This window comes from Shewanella sp. SM69 (assembly GCF_025653985.1).
Lineage (GTDB): Bacteria > Pseudomonadota > Gammaproteobacteria > Enterobacterales > Shewanellaceae > Shewanella > Shewanella oncorhynchi.
The window spans coordinates 105,559-124,177 of sequence record NZ_JAKKRV010000004.1 but is presented as its reverse complement, the minus strand read 5'-3'; the positions used below and the strand labels follow the sequence as shown (position 1 = coordinate 124,177).

The 18,619-nt window shown below is 46.1% G+C and carries 14 protein-coding genes; 9 read left to right on the top strand and 5 right to left on the bottom strand.

Annotated features, from left to right (window positions below; translation table 11 throughout):
• On the bottom strand, positions 1 to 927 hold the full coding sequence (locus L5M37_RS07985; protein WP_168822581.1) for an LpxL/LpxP family Kdo(2)-lipid IV(A) lauroyl/palmitoleoyl acyltransferase: 927 nt from the start codon (positions 925 to 927) through the stop codon (positions 1 to 3).
• A 103-nt stretch (positions 928 to 1,030) separates the two neighbouring features.
• Between L5M37_RS07985 and hldE the strand changes: the two genes are divergently transcribed.
• The 4 genes from hldE (at position 1,031) to L5M37_RS07965 (ending at position 4,669) form a co-directional block, all read left to right on the top strand.
• The gene (hldE, locus tag L5M37_RS07980; RefSeq protein ID WP_028761811.1) at positions 1,031 to 2,461 is read left to right on the top strand and encodes a bifunctional D-glycero-beta-D-manno-heptose-7-phosphate kinase/D-glycero-beta-D-manno-heptose 1-phosphate adenylyltransferase HldE; all 1,431 of its coding nucleotides are present in this window, start codon (positions 1,031 to 1,033) and stop codon (positions 2,459 to 2,461) included.
• Positions 2,458 to 3,285, top strand: coding sequence for a hypothetical protein (locus L5M37_RS07975; RefSeq protein ID WP_219251968.1), 828 nt, complete (start codon positions 2,458 to 2,460; stop codon positions 3,283 to 3,285). The genes hldE and L5M37_RS07975 overlap by 4 nt, the downstream gene beginning before the upstream one ends.
• A gap of 151 nt (positions 3,286 to 3,436) precedes the next feature.
• Positions 3,437 to 3,916, top strand: coding sequence for a TetR family transcriptional regulator (locus L5M37_RS07970; protein ID WP_006082899.1), 480 nt, complete (start codon positions 3,437 to 3,439; stop codon positions 3,914 to 3,916).
• A gap of 168 nt (positions 3,917 to 4,084) precedes the next feature.
• On the top strand, positions 4,085 to 4,669 hold the full coding sequence (locus L5M37_RS07965) for a hypothetical protein (RefSeq protein ID WP_263200026.1): 585 nt from the start codon (positions 4,085 to 4,087) through the stop codon (positions 4,667 to 4,669).
• 196 nt (positions 4,670 to 4,865) lie between these two features.
• Here the strand turns inward: L5M37_RS07965 and L5M37_RS07960 are convergent, their stop codons facing one another.
• From L5M37_RS07960 to L5M37_RS07950, 3 genes are all read right to left on the bottom strand, one after another.
• Entirely contained in the window at positions 4,866 to 5,246 is a 381-nt protein-coding gene (locus L5M37_RS07960) for a hypothetical protein (RefSeq protein WP_105251574.1), read from the bottom strand.
• 221 nt (positions 5,247 to 5,467) lie between these two features.
• Positions 5,468 to 6,952, bottom strand: a complete 1,485-nt coding sequence (pntB, locus tag L5M37_RS07955) for a Re/Si-specific NAD(P)(+) transhydrogenase subunit beta (RefSeq protein ID WP_105251576.1) — start codon at positions 6,950 to 6,952, stop codon at positions 5,468 to 5,470.
• 11 nt (positions 6,953 to 6,963) lie between these two features.
• A complete protein-coding gene (locus tag L5M37_RS07950; protein WP_105251577.1) occupies positions 6,964 to 8,490 on the bottom strand; it encodes a Re/Si-specific NAD(P)(+) transhydrogenase subunit alpha in 1,527 nt (508 codons plus the stop codon).
• A gap of 419 nt (positions 8,491 to 8,909) precedes the next feature.
• Here L5M37_RS07950 and L5M37_RS07945 point away from each other — a divergent pair, with 419 nt between their 5' ends.
• From L5M37_RS07945 to L5M37_RS07925, 5 genes are all read left to right on the top strand, one after another.
• Entirely contained in the window at positions 8,910 to 10,709 is a 1,800-nt protein-coding gene (locus tag L5M37_RS07945) for an assimilatory sulfite reductase (NADPH) flavoprotein subunit (RefSeq protein WP_263146439.1), read from the top strand.
• Between the two features lie 99 nt (positions 10,710 to 10,808).
• Positions 10,809 to 12,506: an assimilatory sulfite reductase (NADPH) hemoprotein subunit gene (gene cysI / locus L5M37_RS07940; protein WP_263185869.1), complete on the top strand. Its 1,698-nt coding sequence runs from the start codon at positions 10,809 to 10,811 to the stop codon at positions 12,504 to 12,506.
• Positions 12,499 to 13,281: a phosphoadenylyl-sulfate reductase gene (locus tag L5M37_RS07935; protein WP_263185870.1), complete on the top strand. Its 783-nt coding sequence runs from the start codon at positions 12,499 to 12,501 to the stop codon at positions 13,279 to 13,281. Before cysI ends, L5M37_RS07935 begins: the two co-directional genes overlap by 8 nt.
• A gap of 757 nt (positions 13,282 to 14,038) precedes the next feature.
• On the top strand, positions 14,039 to 14,824 hold the full coding sequence (gene mtgA, locus L5M37_RS07930) for a monofunctional biosynthetic peptidoglycan transglycosylase (RefSeq protein WP_105251581.1): 786 nt from the start codon (positions 14,039 to 14,041) through the stop codon (positions 14,822 to 14,824).
• A 402-nt stretch (positions 14,825 to 15,226) separates the two neighbouring features.
• Positions 15,227 to 16,963 carry a hypothetical protein gene (locus L5M37_RS07925; protein WP_173496778.1) on the top strand — a complete coding sequence of 579 codons (1,737 nt, stop codon included), beginning with the start codon at positions 15,227 to 15,229 and terminating at the stop codon, positions 16,961 to 16,963.
• 61 nt (positions 16,964 to 17,024) lie between these two features.
• On the opposite strand, the gene L5M37_RS07920 is transcribed toward L5M37_RS07925, so the two are convergent.
• Positions 17,025 to 18,581, bottom strand: a complete 1,557-nt coding sequence (locus L5M37_RS07920) for a S41 family peptidase (protein WP_263200025.1) — start codon at positions 18,579 to 18,581, stop codon at positions 17,025 to 17,027.
• Positions 18,582 to 18,619: the final 38 nt, after the last annotated feature.

The following is an 18,619-nucleotide window of genomic DNA, read 5'->3' as shown; positions in this document are numbered from 1 at the left end:
TTATTGATATAAAGATTTATCCGTTGGGTCGGGACGGGTCTTAAAGCGGCGATGTAACCACATATATTGGGCGCGGTTTTTATCTATGATGGATTCAATAATCTTGTTACCGCGAATGGCATCGGCTAATTCATCTTCGCCGGGGAAATTATCCAGCGGTGGCATCACTTCAATTCTATAGCCTTTATCATCTGTAGTACGTTCCACAAAAAAAGGCAGGACTTTGGCTTTGCCGAGTTTAGCTAACGTGGTGGCACCGGTAATCGTTGCCGCATCTGGCATGGCATAAAATGGGATAAATACCGCACTGGAACGGCCAAAGTCTTGATCGGCCGTGTACCAAATCACATCGGGATTGCGGAGGCAGCGTATCATTTGGCGCAAGTCGCGTTTAGAAACGAGACCTTTATTGGAGCGTAAACGGCCTTTGACCTGCAGGTATTCCATCACAGGATTATTGTGTGGGCGATAAACCCCCACGCCGGGTTGGAATTGGCCGAAGATACGTGCGCCCATTTCCAGCGGCAAACAATGCACGGCAAAGAGGATCACGCCGTGGCCAGCATTTAACGTGTCTTGTACGTGTTCTTCGCCTTTGATACTCATGTGCTGCTGCACTTTTTCATCGGGCCACCACCATGCATTGATGGTATCGAAAATGGCTTTGCCCGTTTCTTCAAAATTACGCGTGAGTAAATCTTCTCGCTGTGCTTCCGTCATTTCAGGGAAACAGAGGGTCAAGTTACGGCGCGCTGTGTGGGTGCGGCCAGCTGCGAATTTCATCACTAAGCGACCCAATCCCTTACCCAGCGTCATCTGCCAAGGAAGCGGTAGAAGCTGAGTTAAACGCATCAAAAATACGCCAAACCACATGGGCCAATGCTTAGGATGATATAAAGAAGATGAAAACTCGGCTTTCTCGACCACAAAAATACTCACTACTTTTGAAAATTACTGCTCATTCTAACTCAATTTTTGCTGAAAATTAGGTACAATCACGGTTTAATTTCTGCATAAAGATAAGAGCACTATGAAGGTTTCTCTGCCAGCATTTGAAAAAGCCAGAGTGTTAGTCGTCGGCGATGTGATGTTAGACCGCTATTGGGTTGGCCCTACGGGACGTATCTCCCCTGAAGCCCCCGTACCTGTGGTGAAGATTAATCAAGTCGAAGACAGACCCGGCGGCGCGGCCAACGTGGCGCTCAATATCGCGACCTTAGGGGGGCAAGTCCAACTTGCCGGGCTCGTCGGTCAAGACGATACTGCCCATGCCCTAACGCTCGGTGTGCAAACTTTAGGGGTTGAACCCCAATGGTTAAGTATTGCTGATAAACCAACCATCACTAAGTTGCGGGTGTTATCACGTAATCAGCAGCTTATCCGCCTTGATTTCGAAGAAGCCTTCGACAAGGCCGATAGCGTGCGTTTATTGAAACAATCCGAGGCCTTACTCGATTCTGTCGATGTCGTGGTGCTATCTGACTATGCAAAGGGCGCTATCGATCAGCCGCGAGATTTTATTGCCTTAGCGCGTTCGAAAGGTGTGATGGTATTAGTCGATCCTAAGGGCAGTGACTTTGGTCGTTATCATGGCGCGTCACTCATTACCCCAAATATGAGCGAGTTTGAAGCTGTTGTTGGCACTGTGACCTCTGAAGCCGACCTGCTGGAAAAAGCCCGTGGCTTACTCAAGCAACATCATTTTGATGCCATTTTAGTGACCCGCTCTGAAAAGGGCATGACCTTAGTGACCGCTAATGCGCCTGAGTTGCACATTCCTACCGTTGCCCGTGAAGTCTATGATGTGACGGGTGCTGGCGATACTGTGATTTCAGCCTTAGCAACCTCATTAGCCGCGGGCGCCGATTTACCGCAAGCTTGTGCGATTGCGAACACCGCCGCAGGCGTTGTGGTCGGTAAACTTGGCACTTCTACCGTGAGCCGCATTGAGCTTATCGAAGCCTTAGCTTTGCACCATGGAGAATCGGGTTTTGGGGTGGTGAGTGAAGATCAACTGGCCTACGCCTTAGAGCAAGCCAAACTGCGCGGTGAGCGTGTGGTGATGACTAATGGTTGCTTTGATATTTTACATGCGGGCCACGTGAGCTATCTTAAACAGGCGAAAGCTTTGGGCGATCGTTTGATCGTCGCGGTAAACGATGATGCCTCGGTTAAACGCCTCAAGGGTGAAGGCCGTCCAGTTAATCAGGTTGATCGTCGTATGGCTGTGCTCGCTGGCTTAGCTTCTGTCGATTGGGTTGTGCCTTTTAGTGAAGATACGCCGCAGCGCATCATTACTCGATTGCTGCCAAATCTGCTGGTCAAAGGTGGTGATTATAAGCTTGAGGATATTGCTGGTGGCGCTGAAGTGATTGCCGCCGGTGGTCAAGTGCAAGTGCTGGGCTTTGAGGATGGTATTTCAACCACGGCGATTATACAAAATATCATGGCGAATCAGTGAGCTTAGTCGCTCTGGCATTCGCATCTAGCCTGACTTGGACGCCCATTGCCGATAAGCAGGCTTTGATTTGCCCTTTACCAGAGCTTGGCACTTGCTTGGCATTATTGCCAGAGCAAGTGTTGGTGCAGCTTCCTGCAACACTCGAACAATTTAGGCTTGATTTAGGCCGCAGAAGTGCCATGGTCATGCCCGTCGATGACAATAAAATTGCGGGCCTAGTCTTAGTGAATGAGCAGCTGACACCACAAGTACAGTTAGCCAGTGTCGATATGGTGACCTATCAATTACCTTTGCTTGAACAGCCGCAATTAACCCTATGGCATGAGCTCGGTCATTTGGAGAACCTTGCTCTGCAAGGCTCTGTGTTACCTACTCACTTGAGTGCATATCAACATGAATGGCTAGCTGACATTTATTTGGTTTGGCGTATCGCACGGGAGAAAAATGATTTTGCCTTGGCGTGGCAGCAATACCACAGACGTAACCTTGATGCATTAACAAGCCCGCAATATTTGTCGCATTGGAGTTCGCCAATGTTGATACAAGTGTTGCATCGATACGATGTTGCTCAAGTGGCTAAATTTGCCGAATATCGGGACTTTTTAACGAATTTTTACCCTAAAGCCGAGCAATTAGAGCCGAGATTATTAGGTGAGTATTCGAGCTTAATGCAACGCACTTTTGGCGCGAGTGTATTGCAACCCCTTCCTGAATATCTATTTTGGCGAAAAGCCGATCTTGGACACTATCTCCAACCGACGTTCGTTTTACTCATGGGCGAAGAAAAAGCACATAACTGGTTGGTACAAAATTCAATGTTATGAATGTGTTAATTAAATCAGTGGTGAAGCCTGTTTTAAACTGAACCCTAGCTGAACAAAAGTGAAATACGCTGGTTACGGCCCAGTGAACAGCAGTAATCCCTGAGCGGCTTTGGTAAGCTTTCCCCCTAAAAATAAGAGGGGAGACATTACTATGGCTAAGCGCTCGCGAGTACAAACTGAGCAAACCATAAATCAAATTATGGATGAAGCGTTAAGACAAATTTTGACTATCGGCTTTGAGACTATGTCTTATACTACGTTATCTGAAGCAACGGGTATTAGTCGCACAGGTATTAGTCACCATTTTCCACGCAAAAGCGATTTTCTTGTTCGTTTAGATAGTCGTATCGGCAATCTATTTGTTGCTGCGCTGGATTTTTCTAGCCAAGAGGCATTGGAAACATCCTGGATGCAGGCAATGCAGGAAGAACATTACCGTGCAGTATTGAGACTGTTCTTTAGTCTTTGCGGTGGTGCGAATAATGAAATTACCCTCTTTAGAGCGGTGAGTACAGCGCGTCAGCAAGCGATTGCTGAGTTAGGCTTAGCGGGCGATCGCACGATCAACCACCTATTAGGCCGCACTGCTGTGATGTTGTTATCCAATTTTGATGTGGCAAAAGCAGCATAATAGACTGACCAATAAATATAAAAATGGAGCCAGATGGCTCCTTTTTTGTGGGTAAAAATCGTGATTTGTACTGAGGTAAGTCATACCCCAATAGTGTAGGATGACCACTCAATAATGATTTAAGTTAGTGATATTGCCTTGTACTCTTGATTTGACAGGATAAAACATATGGATATGACCCCCATCTCTAATGAGGCAGATATGCCTAAACGCACCATTAAGCTTGATAACACTGAGCTTATCAAAACCAGTTTTTGGGTGAGTCAGATTTTTATAATCATTGCGACTGTTGTTGGCGTGTATTTAGCCGCGCAAGAAGGGTTGTCACAGGCAATTAAATTTGATGCCCTGAGCAATATGCAGAATAACTATCATCTGCGTCATGCCCTATATGACGAAGTGAGTGACAATGTTGAAATCTTGAGTCATTACGCTGACACAGTTGAGACTGTGAGTAGTAATAGTTTAGTGAAAATGCATCCGCAGATGGGATTATTTGTCTGGGATAACATGCGCTATTCTGCCAATGCGCTAGAAACACCGAGTGATATATTGTCTGATATTCGTCGTTTGTATTTAGAGTCTGAGAAGATCATTAGCAATATTGAAACCCGTCACTATAGCGTTTCTTACGGTAAGGATCAGTTGCAAAATGTATTGAGTAAAATCAAAGAAGATACTTTGCCAAAACTCAAAACGAATTATGAAACCTTGTTAAAAGAGCTTAAAGATAACGATATTGCCGTCGACTAACGTATCTTGGCTTAGCTCCCCCCAAACATCAGGGGTCATTCTTATCCCTGATGTTTGAATCAATTGATGAATTCAGTGTTGCTGACAACACTTCTGCATGATCTGCTTTAGTCCCCCATTATTTTATGGCACTTAAGCTAATGATGAATTTACCTAGCTTTTATTCGCCTGTATTTGTCATCACAACCTTGTTGAGTTAGCTTAATTCCTGTCGATAGGCTTGAGTTAATTTTTGCTGTTGTAGATAGATGCGAATCGCCAAGAAGGTTAATGCGGCAGCAATCACGGCACTGATTGCGTGGTGGAAGACTAAGTGACTTATCAGGAATGTGGGCAAGTCTTCAAAGCTATCGATAAGGAAAAGCTTAGTGATTAAGCCGATATAGACGAGAAGATGCAGAGCCGCGCCAGTGATAAAGAGTCGTTTAAATTTATCAATCAGTTTGATATCTAAATTGATATTAAACCATCGACAAAACAGGTACCCACTCAGGCCGATGGTAATCGATATCCAGCCAAGCCCGAGTAATGAGGTTTTGATTAATACGGCAGACAGGATAAACAGCCCAAGCAACATTTATTATTTCCTTAAACCAGCTTTAGATTTAACTTACTGTTTTAGCTTACATTAAGCATATCAGCATTGTGGGCAGATAAGCCTCGCATCATATTGGCGCAGAGACTAGCTTAATAGGCTTAAAAAAATGTGAAAAGAAAGGGAGCCATTGGCTCCCTTCATTTCTTTAGAATAGTGTTTATCGCCTAAACGATTTTTACTCTGTTGATATTAAATCAAGCTCAAAGTGCCTTTAAAATGGCTTCAACACTGGCCTTAGCATCCCCAAACAGCATTTGGGTATTTTCTTTGAAGAACAGTGGGTTTTGCACGCCGGCATAACCTGTGTTCATCGAACGTTTAAAGCCAATCACGTTTTGCGCTTTCCATACTTCCAGCACTGGCATACCTGCGATTGGACTGCCTGGATCTTCCATTGCCGCGGGGTTAACCGTGTCGTTGGCGCCGATCACTAGCACGACATCTGTGTCTTTAAAGTCTTCGTTGATTTCGTCCATTTCGAGCACGATATCGTAGGGGACTTTCGCTTCAGCGAGCAGTACGTTCATATGGCCTGGTAATCGACCAGCAACTGGATGGATACCAAAACGGACTTTCACGCCGCGATCACGTAGTTTTTGAGTGATTTCCGCAACAGGATATTGCGCCTGCGCCACTGCCATACCGTAACCCGGAGTGATGATGACTGAAGTGGCATTTTTCAGCATATCCGCCACATCTTCGGCGTTGGTTTCACGGTATTCACCCATTTCTTCATCGGCAGTCGAGGCCACACCATCTGTGCCAAAGCCGCCCGCGATAACTGAAATAAATGAGCGATTCATGGCCTTACACATGATGTAAGACAGAATAGCACCCGATGAACCCACTAACGCGCCGACCACAATCAAGAGGTCGTTCGACAACATAAAGCCTGCTGCTGCCGCTGCCCAACCTGAGTAGGAGTTCAGCATAGACACAACCACTGGCATATCCGCGCCGCCAATGGATGCAACTAAATGCCAGCCAAAGGCGAAGGCAATCAAGGTCATCAACAGCAGTGCTGGCATAGTGCCGCCTGTCTGTACGAAGTATACCAACAGGGCGAAAGACACTAGCACTGCGACTAGGTTTAGCTTGTGGCGATGTGGCAGCATCAGAGGTTTAGATGAAATCAGTCCGCGTAACTTACAAAAGGCAACGATAGAACCCGTAAAGGTCACCGCACCGATGAAGATCCCGAGGAAGACTTCGACTAAGTGAATGTTAAGCATAGCGCCAGTGAGGTGCTCTTTGCTGGCGGTCTTCACCGCTTCACTTAGCGCATCTTGTACTGCGGCGAGGGTCGTATTGATATCACCACCGACAGCCACCACGACTTGTGATACTTCCTGTGGGTGTAAGTCGATAAAGCTGTTGAAACCCACTAATACCGCGGCCATACCCACAAAGCTGTGCAATATAGCAACCAGTTCAGGCATTTCAGTCATTTCGACTTTTAGTGCTAAACGGATACCAATCGCGCCGCCAATCACCATAGCGATTAAGATCCACGCAATTCCGTTAGTATCGGGGTTGAAAATGGTAGCCAGTAGGGCGATTGCCATACCTAAGATACCGAATAAATTGCCGTGTTTTGCCGTCTCTTGCTTCGACAGTCCCGCGAGACTGAAGATGAAGAGAATGGCGGCAATAATGTAAGCTGCTGTTACCAGTCCTTGAGACACGTTAAACCCCCTTAATCCTTACGGAACATCTTCAGCATGCGCTGAGTGACGGTAAAGCCACCGAAGATGTTAATACTGGCGATCAGCACGGCGATAAACGCCAGTACAGTGACCAAAGTTGAACCCTGACCGATTTGCAGTAGGGCGCCGACCACGATAATGCCCGAAATCGCGTTAGTGACTGACATTAAAGGCGTATGCAGTGAGTGGGATACGTTCCATACCACGTAATAGCCAACAACGCAGGACAGCAAGAATACTGTGAAATGCGACAGGAACTCTGGTGGTGCTACCGATGCCACGGCAGCAAATCCTGCAACGCCTAAGGCGGCGAGCACGTATTTGAGCTTAGATGGTGCCTTCGGAGTGGTATTTTTCGGCTCGATTTTCGCCGCTGGTTTTGCTGGCGCCGCAGAAACAGAAATCGGTGGTGGCGGGAAGGTCACTTCACCTTCTTTAATCACTGTCATATTGCGCATGACTACATCATCAAAGTTGATGCTGGCTGTGCCGTCCTTTTCTTTACACATTAACTTCATCAGGTTGACTAAGTTAGTGCCGTAAAGCTGTGAGGATTGCGCCGGTAGACGACCGGGAAGGTCGGTATAACCAATCACTTTTACGCCGTTAGGAGTAACAAACAGCTCACCCGATTGCGTGTATTCGCAGTTACCACCCGTCGCAGCGGCTAAATCGACGATCACTGAGCCGCTCTTCATGCTATCGACCATGGCTTTGGTGATGAGCTTAGGCGCTGGACGACCAGGGATTAGCGCTGTGGTGATGATGATATCGACTTCTTTGGCTTGTTCGGCAAACAGTGCCATTTCGGCGGCAATAAATTCATCCGACATGGTTTTAGCATAACCGTCCGATGAACCACCTTCCTCGTTACCAAAATCCAGTTTAAGGAATTGGCCGCCCATAGATTCGATTTGCTCGGCCACTTCTAAGCGGGTATCGAAGGCGCGCACTATGGCGCCAAGCGAACCAGCAGTACCAATGGCGGCAAGGCCAGCTACACCAGCACCAATGACTAACACTTTGGCGGGCGGTACTTTACCAGCAGCGGTAATTTGGCCAGTAAAGAAACGGCCAAATTGATGTGCGGCTTCAACAACGGCGCGATATCCACCAATGTTTGCCATAGAGGAGAGGGCATCAAGTGACTGGGCGCGGGAGATGCGTGGCACCATGTCCATTGCCATCACGTTGATCTTACGTTTAGATAACTTCGCAACCAGCTCAGGGTTTTGTGCGGGCCAAATAAAGCTGACGATAGTCGCCCCGTCTTTGATTTGTTCAATTTCGGCGTCGCTTGGCGCATTGACCTTAAAGATCAGATCGGCTTGCCAAACGTTTGTTGTCACCTTCGCGCCCGCAGCTTCAAAAGCTGCATCATCGAAACTTGACAGTTGACCCGCATTGGCCTCAATAACAACTTCAAAGCCGAGTTTTTTAAGCTGCTCAACGGTGGCTGGGGTCGCGGCGACCCTAGTTTCACCGGCGAGACTTTCTCTCGGTATTCCAATCTGCATGACTACTCCCTGATGGTTTATATAATCGTTCCGCCTGCTGTTCTTCCTTCATCGTACTCAACTGCAAAATCTGTCGTCACCAGCGTTTATTCGGCGGGTGATTCGAGTCAGTTAGGGCATTCAATCTAGGATGGACACTTTTTGTTTTTAAAACAAACTATTCTGTGGGCAACAGAAATTATTGTTCGACAGGCTCATGACCATTGTGGCAATACTTTAGCTTGGCACAAGTGCATATTTCTCAAGCAGGCCGTTTCTGCACTGGTCGGATCAAAAACTTTTAACCAGTGCACACTTTTGTAGCTTAAATTTTGCACTTTGTATATTCCAAAATGGAATTAAAAATCCTATTTTATTCTTTTTTGCTTTTCTTAAACCGCGATAAGCTTGTGGACATTACACTGTCATAGGGCCGTCTCATGTTGTTAAAAGAACTTTCATCGCTGGCTTCGCCATTGTCTCAAGGACAAGTCGAGAAGCTAAAACAACTCACTTCTGAGTTAAGTGCTGTGCAATTGGCCTGGGTGAGTGGCTATCTTGCCGCCACAGCCAATGCGGGCCAATTAGCGCCTGCCGCACAGGCGCAAACGGCTCAAACTGTGACTATCCTCTATGGCAGCCAAACGGGTAATGGCCGTGGTGTCGCCAAAGCGCTCGCCGATAAGGCGCAGGCGCAAGGTTATGCGGTCAATCTGGCTTCAATGGGCGAATACAATGTTCGCCAATTAAAGCAAGAAGCTGTGCTTTTATTGGTGGTCAGCACCCATGGTGAAGGTGAAGCGCCGGATGATGCGATTGAATTACACAAGTTTTTAGCATCGAAACGTGCCCCCAAGTTAGACAATCTACATTACTCTGTGCTTGCGCTGGGGGATTCTAGCTATGAATTTTTCTGCCAAACCGGTAAAGACTTCGATGCCCGCCTAGCAGCACTCGGTGCTAAATCACTGTTACCTTTAATTGAATGTGATGTGGATTATGAAGCTGCCGCGGGCCAGTGGCACGCCGATGTATTAGAGGCCGTTAAGCCGCTAATTGAAACCTCGTCCGCCAGTGTGGTATCCATCGGCACCGCTAAAGCGATTGGCGAAAGTGAATTTACTAAGCAAAACCCCTATAGCGCCGAAGTGCTTGTGAGCCAAAAAATTACCGGCCGTGGATCAGACCGAGATGTGCGCCATGTTGAAATCGACTTAGGCGACTCAGGGTTAACCTATCAAGCGGGCGATGCCCTTGGTGTGTGGTTTAGTAATAACGAAGTCTTAGTCGATGAAGTCTTAGCGGGTTTGTCATTAGCCGCCGATGAGTTAGTGACCCTTGGTACTGAATCCCTATCTCTTAAGCAGGCTTTGGTCGATAAGAAAGAATTAACCCAGTTATACCCTGGATTAGTCAAAGCCTGGGCCGAACTGAGCGGCAGCGCAGAACTGCTGGCATTGAGCGAAGATAAAGAACAAGTGCGCCACTTTATCCTTAAGCATCAATTTGCCGATTTAGTCACTCAGTATCCATTATCAAATAACTCAGTAACCTTAAATGCAGCAAAACTGCTTGAGCTACTGCGTCCATTAACGCCAAGACTTTACTCTATCGCCTCAAGTCAAAGCGAAGTCGAAACAGAAGTCCACTTAACTGTGGCCTTAGTGGAAGATGAGCGCCACGGCTCAGCACGTTTTGGCGGCGCGTCACACTTCTTAGCGTCTGCGCAGGAAGGCACGCAAGTTAAGGTTTATGTTGAGTCGAACAAGCATTTCCGTTTGCCTGAAAATCCAGAAACACCGGTGATCATGGTGGGTCCTGGCACAGGTGTTGCGCCCTTCCGTGCCTTTATGCAGGAGCGCGTAGCACAAGGGATCCAAGGTGATAGCTGGTTATTCTTCGGCAATCCTCACTTTGAGCAGGATTTCTTGTATCAAACTGAGTGGCAACAGTATTTGAAAAATGGCGATCTCAGCCGTATCGACGTGGCATTCTCGCGGGATCAAGCCCATAAAATCTATGTGCAGCACCGTATTAAAGAGCAAGGCCAAGCCCTGTGGCAATGGTTGCAAAATGGCGCGCATCTTTATATTTGTGGTGATGCTGAACGTATGGCGAAAGATGTTCACCAAGCCTTGATTGAGGTGGCAGTCGAAGTCGGTGGTTTGAATACCGAAGCTGCCGAAGCCTATTTTGAAACCCTGCGCAGCGATAAACGTTACCAAAAAGACGTGTATTAATATCAACCGTTGCGCAGATAAGAAATGCATAAGAATAGCCAAAGCTGCACACGTGATGACCTGTGCAGCCAGCGAACCCAATTTTAAGAGGCAGTTGCCATGAGTGAGCAAAAATTAGCGTTAAACGAATACCTAAAGACCGACAGTGATTACCTGCGCGGGACCATCAAAGAAGGTTTAGATTCTTCTGTGACTGGCAGTTTCAGTGACGGCGATCAGCAGCTGATCAAATTTCATGGCTTCTATCAGCAGGATGACCGCGATTTACGTAACGAACGTAAAGAGCAAAAACTCGAACCTTTATATAGTTTTATGTTGCGCGCCCGTGTACCCGGTGGTATTTGTTCTCCGCAGCAATGGTTAGGCGTAGACAAAATTGCTTCGACGCTCACCAGCTCGAACAGCATTCGTTTGACGACCCGTCAAACCTTCCAATACCACGGTATTCCTAAGCGTAACTTGAAGACCATTATTCAAGACTTAGATCGCGAAGCGCTGGATTCGATTGCTGCCTGTGGTGACGTTAACCGTAACGTGATGTGTAACCCCAATCCGGTGGAATCTAAACTGCACGAGCAGGCCTATGCGGTGGCGAAACAACTGTCTGATCATCTATTACCCCACACTCGCGCCTACGCCGAAATCTGGTTAGATGAAGAAAAGTTACTTTCTACCGAAGATGAAACCGTCGAACCTGTGTATGGCAAAACCTATCTGCCACGTAAGTTCAAAATGGCGGTTGCGGTTCCTCCTGATAACGATGTTGACGTTTACACCAACGATTTAGGCTTTATTGCTGTTGCCGAAAACGGCGAGCTAGTTGGCTTTAACTTAACGGCGGGCGGCGGCATGGGCTCGACCCATGGCGAAGTAGAAACCTTTCCACGCCTGGCTGACGACTTTGGTTTTATCAAAACTGAAGACGTGATGAAGTTTGCTGAAGCTGTCATGACAGTGCAACGCGACTGGGGCAATCGCTCTAATCGTAAGCGCTCGCGCCTTAAGTACACTATCGTCGACCACGGCTATGAAAAGTTCAAAGCCGAAGTTGAACTGCGTGCAGGAGTAAAATTTGAACCTAAGCGTGAGGTCGTGATTGGCGATCGCGGCGATCGTTATGGTTGGGTCGAAGGCGTTGACGGTAAGTGGCATTTAACCTTATTTATCGAAAGCGGGCGTATTAAAGATTTACCGGGCCAAACCCTGCAAACGGGGTTGCGTGAAATTGCTAAGATCCACAAAGGCGATTTCCGCATGACCTCGAATCAAAACATGATCATCGCAGGCGTCGCAGCGGAAGATAAAGCTACCATTGAAGGTTTAGCCCGTAAACATGGTCTGCTGGGCCAAGTGTTGACGCAAACCCGCGGTCACTCGATTGCCTGTGTGGCGTTGCCGACGTGTCCATTAGCGATGGCAGAAGCCGAGCGTTATTTCCCTGAGTTTATCGATCATATCGATGCGCTACAGGCAAAACACGGCATCAGCGAGCAAGCGATTGTGGTGCGGATGACGGGTTGTCCTAACGGCTGTGCCCGCCCATTTGCCGCTGAAATTGGGCTTGTGGGTAAGGCGCCGGGTCGTTATAACTTGTACTTAGGTGCAAGCTTTGAAGGGACTCGTCTGAACAAGATGCACAGAGAAAATATCCAAGAGGCGGACATTCTCGCCGAATTGGATGCCTTGTTTGGCCGCTACGCCGTAGAGCGTGATGCAGGCGAAACCTTTGGTAACTTCACCGTCCGCGTGGGTGTAGTGAAGGCGGTGATCGATGCCGCTAAGGATTTTCATGGCTGATATTGAGCAAAAAACCAGTGATAAAGTGCCGACTGTGGTCAGCGCTGCCGAACTCAAGGCATTATTGAGTGCGCCTAAGGCAGAGCAAGCGATAGAGCTTGAACGTATTAATCAGTTCTTAGGTGGATTAAGCGCACAAGAGCGAGTGCTATGGGGCTTAACTTATTTGCCCGGTAATCATGCGCTGTCCTCAAGCTTTGGGATCCAAGCCGCTGTAATGCTACATATGATGAGTCAGGCACAGGCGAATATTCCGGTTATTCTCACGGATACGGGTTATTTATTCTCTGAGACTTATCAGTTTATCGACGAGCTGACAGAGCGTTTATCACTGAATTTAAAAGTGTACCAAGCAGTGATGACATCGGCATGGCAAGAGGCGCGCTTTGGCCAGTTATGGGAGCAAGGGGTAAACGGACTAGAGCAATACAACCGGTTAAACAAAGTTGAGCCTATGCAACGCGCTTTAGCCGAGCTTGAGGTCGGCACTTGGTTTGCAGGGCTTCGACGCAGCCAAGCCAGTACCCGTGAGGCGTTGCCGATACTGGCGATTCATGGCACGCGCTTTAAGCTACTGCCAATTATCGAGTGGTCGAATAAAGATGTTCACCTCTATCTGACGCAATTTGACTTGCCGTACCATCCACTTTGGGACCAAGGCTATGTTTCTGTGGGGGATACCCATTCGAGTAAACCACTCGAATTAGGTATGACAGAGGAAGAAACTCGCTTTAATGGCCTACAACGTGAGTGTGGTCTGCACTACGAAATCTAGTCATTTTATTGATTTTAAATATTAAACGCCTCAACTTAGTTTGGGGCGTTTTTTTATCATTTTAAGATAAGTGGGATTGAATTTAATACTCTGGACTGTCGAGGAAGCTAAGTGATGTCATTTAAGCGTCATTTAACTAAGATAGATTGATATTCATAGAGTTAGTTTGCATTCATTTTTAAATGCTAAAAATGTTGTACATTTTTACTCACAGAGTTATGCACATTGGTTAAGCCTGCGCTATATTTTGAAGTTCCCGTAGATGGTTTTGAAGCGTTTTACTGCGTTAATTGACATGATTCATGTCTTTTATGAGGTTAAGTTGTTGTATATCGGTATTTATGGGCTGGGTTTGCTGTGTATCGATATGGCTTAATTGGATGCAGTGAAAGCGTTGAAAACCTGACTCGCACCTGCGAGTATCAAGCAGTTTGATTGACTTGCTAGCTCTCGTTAATCAGCCATCATTACCTCGGTCAGCTGTCGTCAAAGCTGCCGAGGTCAAGTTAAGTCGACCCCAGTCAATCTCCAATAGTGATTTGTTCTTGTTATGGTTATTTCTCAACCTATCTTTGATTATCGAGTAAGATATCCTTGGTGTTTCCTTTACTCTCGTAGCATGATCAGCTTGCAACTCGCGTAAAGCTTTAGAATATTTTCTGTAAGCCTAGGTTGCCCCAAAGAATCCTTGCAATGGGATGGCTTGACTGGATAGATGAGAAACAAGAAATGAGAGTGTGTGGATGAGATGGTATAAATGACGGCCCCTTTATATGCGATGCGAGATCATGTCAGGCGTCCAAGTGTCAATAAGTCGAGTGACCCAGCACCTCAGAGACGAAAGCGTGGTTTTCGTCGTTTATTGTCTTGGTTATTTAAGGGATTAGTTTGGGCATTTATTTGCTCAATTTTATTAGTGATCCTACTACGATTTGTCGATCCTCCTATGTGGACTTGGCGTATCGAACGTGCCTTATTTCCACCTGCTCCTATCGGTGAGATCAGGCATCAATGGCGCGATTTAGCGCAAATTTCTCCCGAATTACAATTGGCTGTGATTGCTGCGGAAGATCAACGTTTTGTTGAGCATACTGGATTCGATTTAGCCGCGATAAGTTCGGCACTGAAATACAACCAAAAAGGCACCAAAGTCCGCGGGGCAAGTACCTTAAGTCAGCAGGCGGCGAAAAACCTTTTTATGTGGTCGAGTCGCAGTTTCTTTCGTAAGGGATTGGAAGCTTGGTTTACGTTATTGATGGAGTTGACTTGGGATAAGTCGCGTATTCTTGAAGTGTATTTAAATATTGTAGAATTTGGCCCAGGCATTTATGGCGCCGAAGCGGCTTCAAAGCATTATTTTGGAAAGTCAGCGGCAAAACTTACCCAATACGAGGCCTCATTACTCGCAGCCATTTTACCCAATCCTTGGCGCTATAAGGTGTCTCCACCGTCATCCTATGTGCAGCAGCGCTCAGCTTGGATCCGTAAGCAAATGCGTCAGCTAGGTGACGTCACGCTTAAAAAAGTCCACGAAGCACGATGACGCTCTGGTGAGGTAGTTTGAGTGAGATGAGCTTAATTTGTCATTGAGTTCTTTGCTTAATCGTCGATGACTTTGAGATGTTTTATTACCGAATTGAAATAAGATTGGAGTTATGTTTAGTAAACGTTAATTCTAATGCGTTTTTAATGCTGCAAACTCCTATCCTGTTCGCTTCTGTGTCGGTTTAATGTTAAATTATCGGGAAAATTTTATACCTTAGTTTCGCTTAGCCTAAGCATTTTAAACTGGGTTTGTATTGCCTAGGGCTGAGTCGTTGCGTTTTCTGATTTTGCATTATCTGCGTAAGGGATATGTAAGAGCGGATAAATATTTAAATACCTAAGGTGAGTTCTTTAGGTATTGTTTTCATAAAATTGAATGTCATTAAATGGAGTTTCTTAAATGAAAAAGATTGTGATTGCCGCGGCAATTATTGCAGCAGGTGCTGGTGGTTATTGGTATATGCAGAATGGCGCGGGTTCTAGTGCCTCTGCCAATCCTTTGCTCGACTATGTGCCTGCCGATACGCCGATATTTTCGGGCCAGTTAAAACCCTTCCCGTTAAAAGCGTATTTACAGTCTATTTCTGGAAATTATCAGCAATATCCAAGTAATACGCTTGATGAACTCGGTGTGCAGGATAGCCCTATGGGCAAGTTCTTCGTTAGCATTTATCAGCAGTATATGGATGGGATGAAAGATCCTGCCTTACTGTTAAAAACCTTCGGTTTCCCCGATGAAGTTAAACCTTATATTTATACTTTAGGTGCTTTGCCAGTATTAAAGATTGATGTTAATCAGGCTGAAGCATTTTGGGCTGTATTAGATAAAGCCGAAAAAGACAGTGGTGTAACCCACGAAATGCGTAAAGTGGGCGATGTTGATTATCGCGCTTATGCACTATCGGATGAAAGCTCAGCAGAGAAAGCTGAACTGTTATTTGCCCAGAAAGATGGCATATTAACGATGACTTTCAGCACCTCTATTACCGAGCCTGAGTTATTAGAAATGGCATTTGGTATTAAGAAGGCGCCGCAGTCATTAGCCGCTTCTGGCATATTAGAAGATATTATTAAGACCCATGGTTTTAAAGATGACAGCATTAGCTTTATTAACCATGTGGAAATTGTAAAGGCATTGACCTCTGCAGATAGCAATATGCTAGCTAAGCAACTGACTCAATTTTTTGCTGATGAAAGTGAGGGTGAAGATCCATTAGCTCAAATCAGAACACCAGAATGTCGTACCGAACTGACTGCGATTGCCGCTAACTGGCCGCGTACCGTTGCTGGTTTAACGGCGTTTTCTGTGACTGAAAAAGAAAGCCATATGGCGGCTTCATTTGTTGTCGAAACGAAGAATCAACCTATTCTTGCGGCAATGCAAAAGATGCGTGGTTTTATTCCATCGCATCTGGCGGATATCGACAGCACTATCTTCTCCATGGGAATAGGTCTAGATATCAATGAAATTACCCCTTCATTAACGGCTATTTGGGATGATCTGCAAAAGCCACAACTGACCTGTGCACCATTGGCAGAGTTGCAGGCTGAGTTGAGCCAACAGAGCCCTGCTATGCTAGGCATGTTTACTGGCATGGCTAACGGTGTGAAAGGCATGAGCGTTTCATTGCTCGATTTTAAAATGAGCACACAAGATCAAGAGCCTAAGTTAGAAAGCTTAGATGCTTTAGTCAGCCTTAGCGCCGAAAACCCATCCATGTTGTTCAATATGGTCAAACCTTTCGCCCCTATGCTGGCTGAAGTGCAATTAGCCGATAACGGTGATGCTACTGATTTATCTCCAATATTGATGTTGCCTCCAGAGTTAGGTGTTAAGCCAATGCTGGCGATTAAAGGTCAACATTTAGTGGTGTATAGCGGTGATAAAGGCTTAGCTTTAGCCAACAAATTAGCAGGCGAGAAACTGTCAGCGAATGGCATGTACAGCTTATCTGCTGATTACGGCAAGATGTTTACGCCAGTGCTTACACTGTTAGAAATGAGCGGTGAGCCGATCCCTGAAGAAATGCAAATGCTTAAAGATTACAACATGCGAGTTCAAATGAGCTTTGATGTGAATAAGCAAGGCTTGGTCATAGGTTCAGTCGCCAATTCTAAAGCGACTGAAAAGAAGTAATGCGTTAGTAAACTCATATTTGTTTGAAATGAGCCAGCAGATTGCTGGCTCTTTTTTTGGCTTAATTTAGCTTAGCTTGAGCCAACTTAGTGTGCTGTGCTGGCAGAACAAGTTGCGCTTTGGGCTTGGCGGAGCGCATTAAACTAACGAGCCCTTGCCATTGAATATCACTGTTCTGAGGGAGCAAAATATCCGGTTCAGTCCCGATACCGGACAGGAGTCTCCCCTGTGCATCATAGGTTAACGAACTGCTGAATCTTATGTTTAATCCACTGTTTGGCAGTTTGAAATGATACTGACGTGCAAAGTCGCCTGAGGTTTTTTCACCAATCAAATTTGCCCTAGACCAAGATTTAGTACGATAGGCAATCCACTCGCATTCTTGGCGACAATGGGGACTCACGAGTAGCGCTAAGCGATTTCGCCCTTCAGGAGCCACCGCAGGCTTAGTGCGAACATACCAAGGGCTGAATTTCTCTTTATCGACAGAGGGTAAGTTACGGGTGAGAGATTTGAGCCTAGGAGGACTGTACTCTAACGCATCCAGCGGCATAAAATTGAGCGGCTGTAGATAATCATTTCTCAGCTCTGGTGAGCGGCGATAGTGCGCAAATCCCATCACGTTAGGTGTTAAAGTGTTATTTAAATCCGCATCTTGATATCGCGACAGCATAGTCAATAATTTCGGACTAAAGCCACTGGTATCACGTAAATCAATGATTAGTAAGGGATGTGTCATGCCTTTGAGCAGTTCTTGCTGTTGTTCTTTATCTAATTCAAAGGCGTAGAGATCGCTGATCTTAAGTTTGACCGTCGTATTGTTGACCGTCTCTAATTGATTTGGCATGTCTTGAAATTCGGTGCGCTCAAATTGAGATAATTGGTTAATAAACTCGAGCACATTAATATCTTGAGTCTCGTCTTTTTCACTGATAGTTGCTAATTGAACTTGCGGTTTATGGCTTGGCAGGGCGAGAGTCACCTGCTGGCTTTGCAGATCATCATTAATTAGCGTAATGACTACATAGGGCTTTATGCTGAGTCCTAAGTCTTCGCGCAGTAGGTTAAGTTTTTTCAGCCAAGGTAACTGCATTTCTTGACTTTGTTTTGCCGGCTCAGGTAAGTAGGCTTGACTGGTCGCTACCCATTTGCTCATAGGTAAACCATCGATATGAGTGATAAAGGGGAAGTCGTTGTTGACTGGATTATTACCGTTATCCAAGGCTAACCATTGGTCGTTGACTGGCCTTAGCGTTAACGGGAGATCGCCGCTTTGATCGTCGAAGTTATGCACTTGAGCGCCTGGATCTTTGAGGGTATTGAGTAATTTAGTGACTTCAGCAGCAAAGCGATCATTGGGAGTAATATCTTGATACTGTTCAACAATAAGGCTAGCCATAAATTTAAGCTGCGGGTTGGCTTTGTCGGCCGTTAAGGCATAAAACGCTGAGTGTTGCTCGATTTGATCCAATAAGGCATAGAGATCTTGGCGTACCTCTTGTGCATTCAGCACTGGTGCAGCGCTATCTTTTGGCACAGCGAAAAACGCGAGCTTAAGTAAGCTCGCGAAAATAATGACACTGAGTAGCATGACTATGCTGCGGTAGCTAAAACTCATATTCCTCCATGATGTTAAGGCGCTGCTTCAGGGCACAA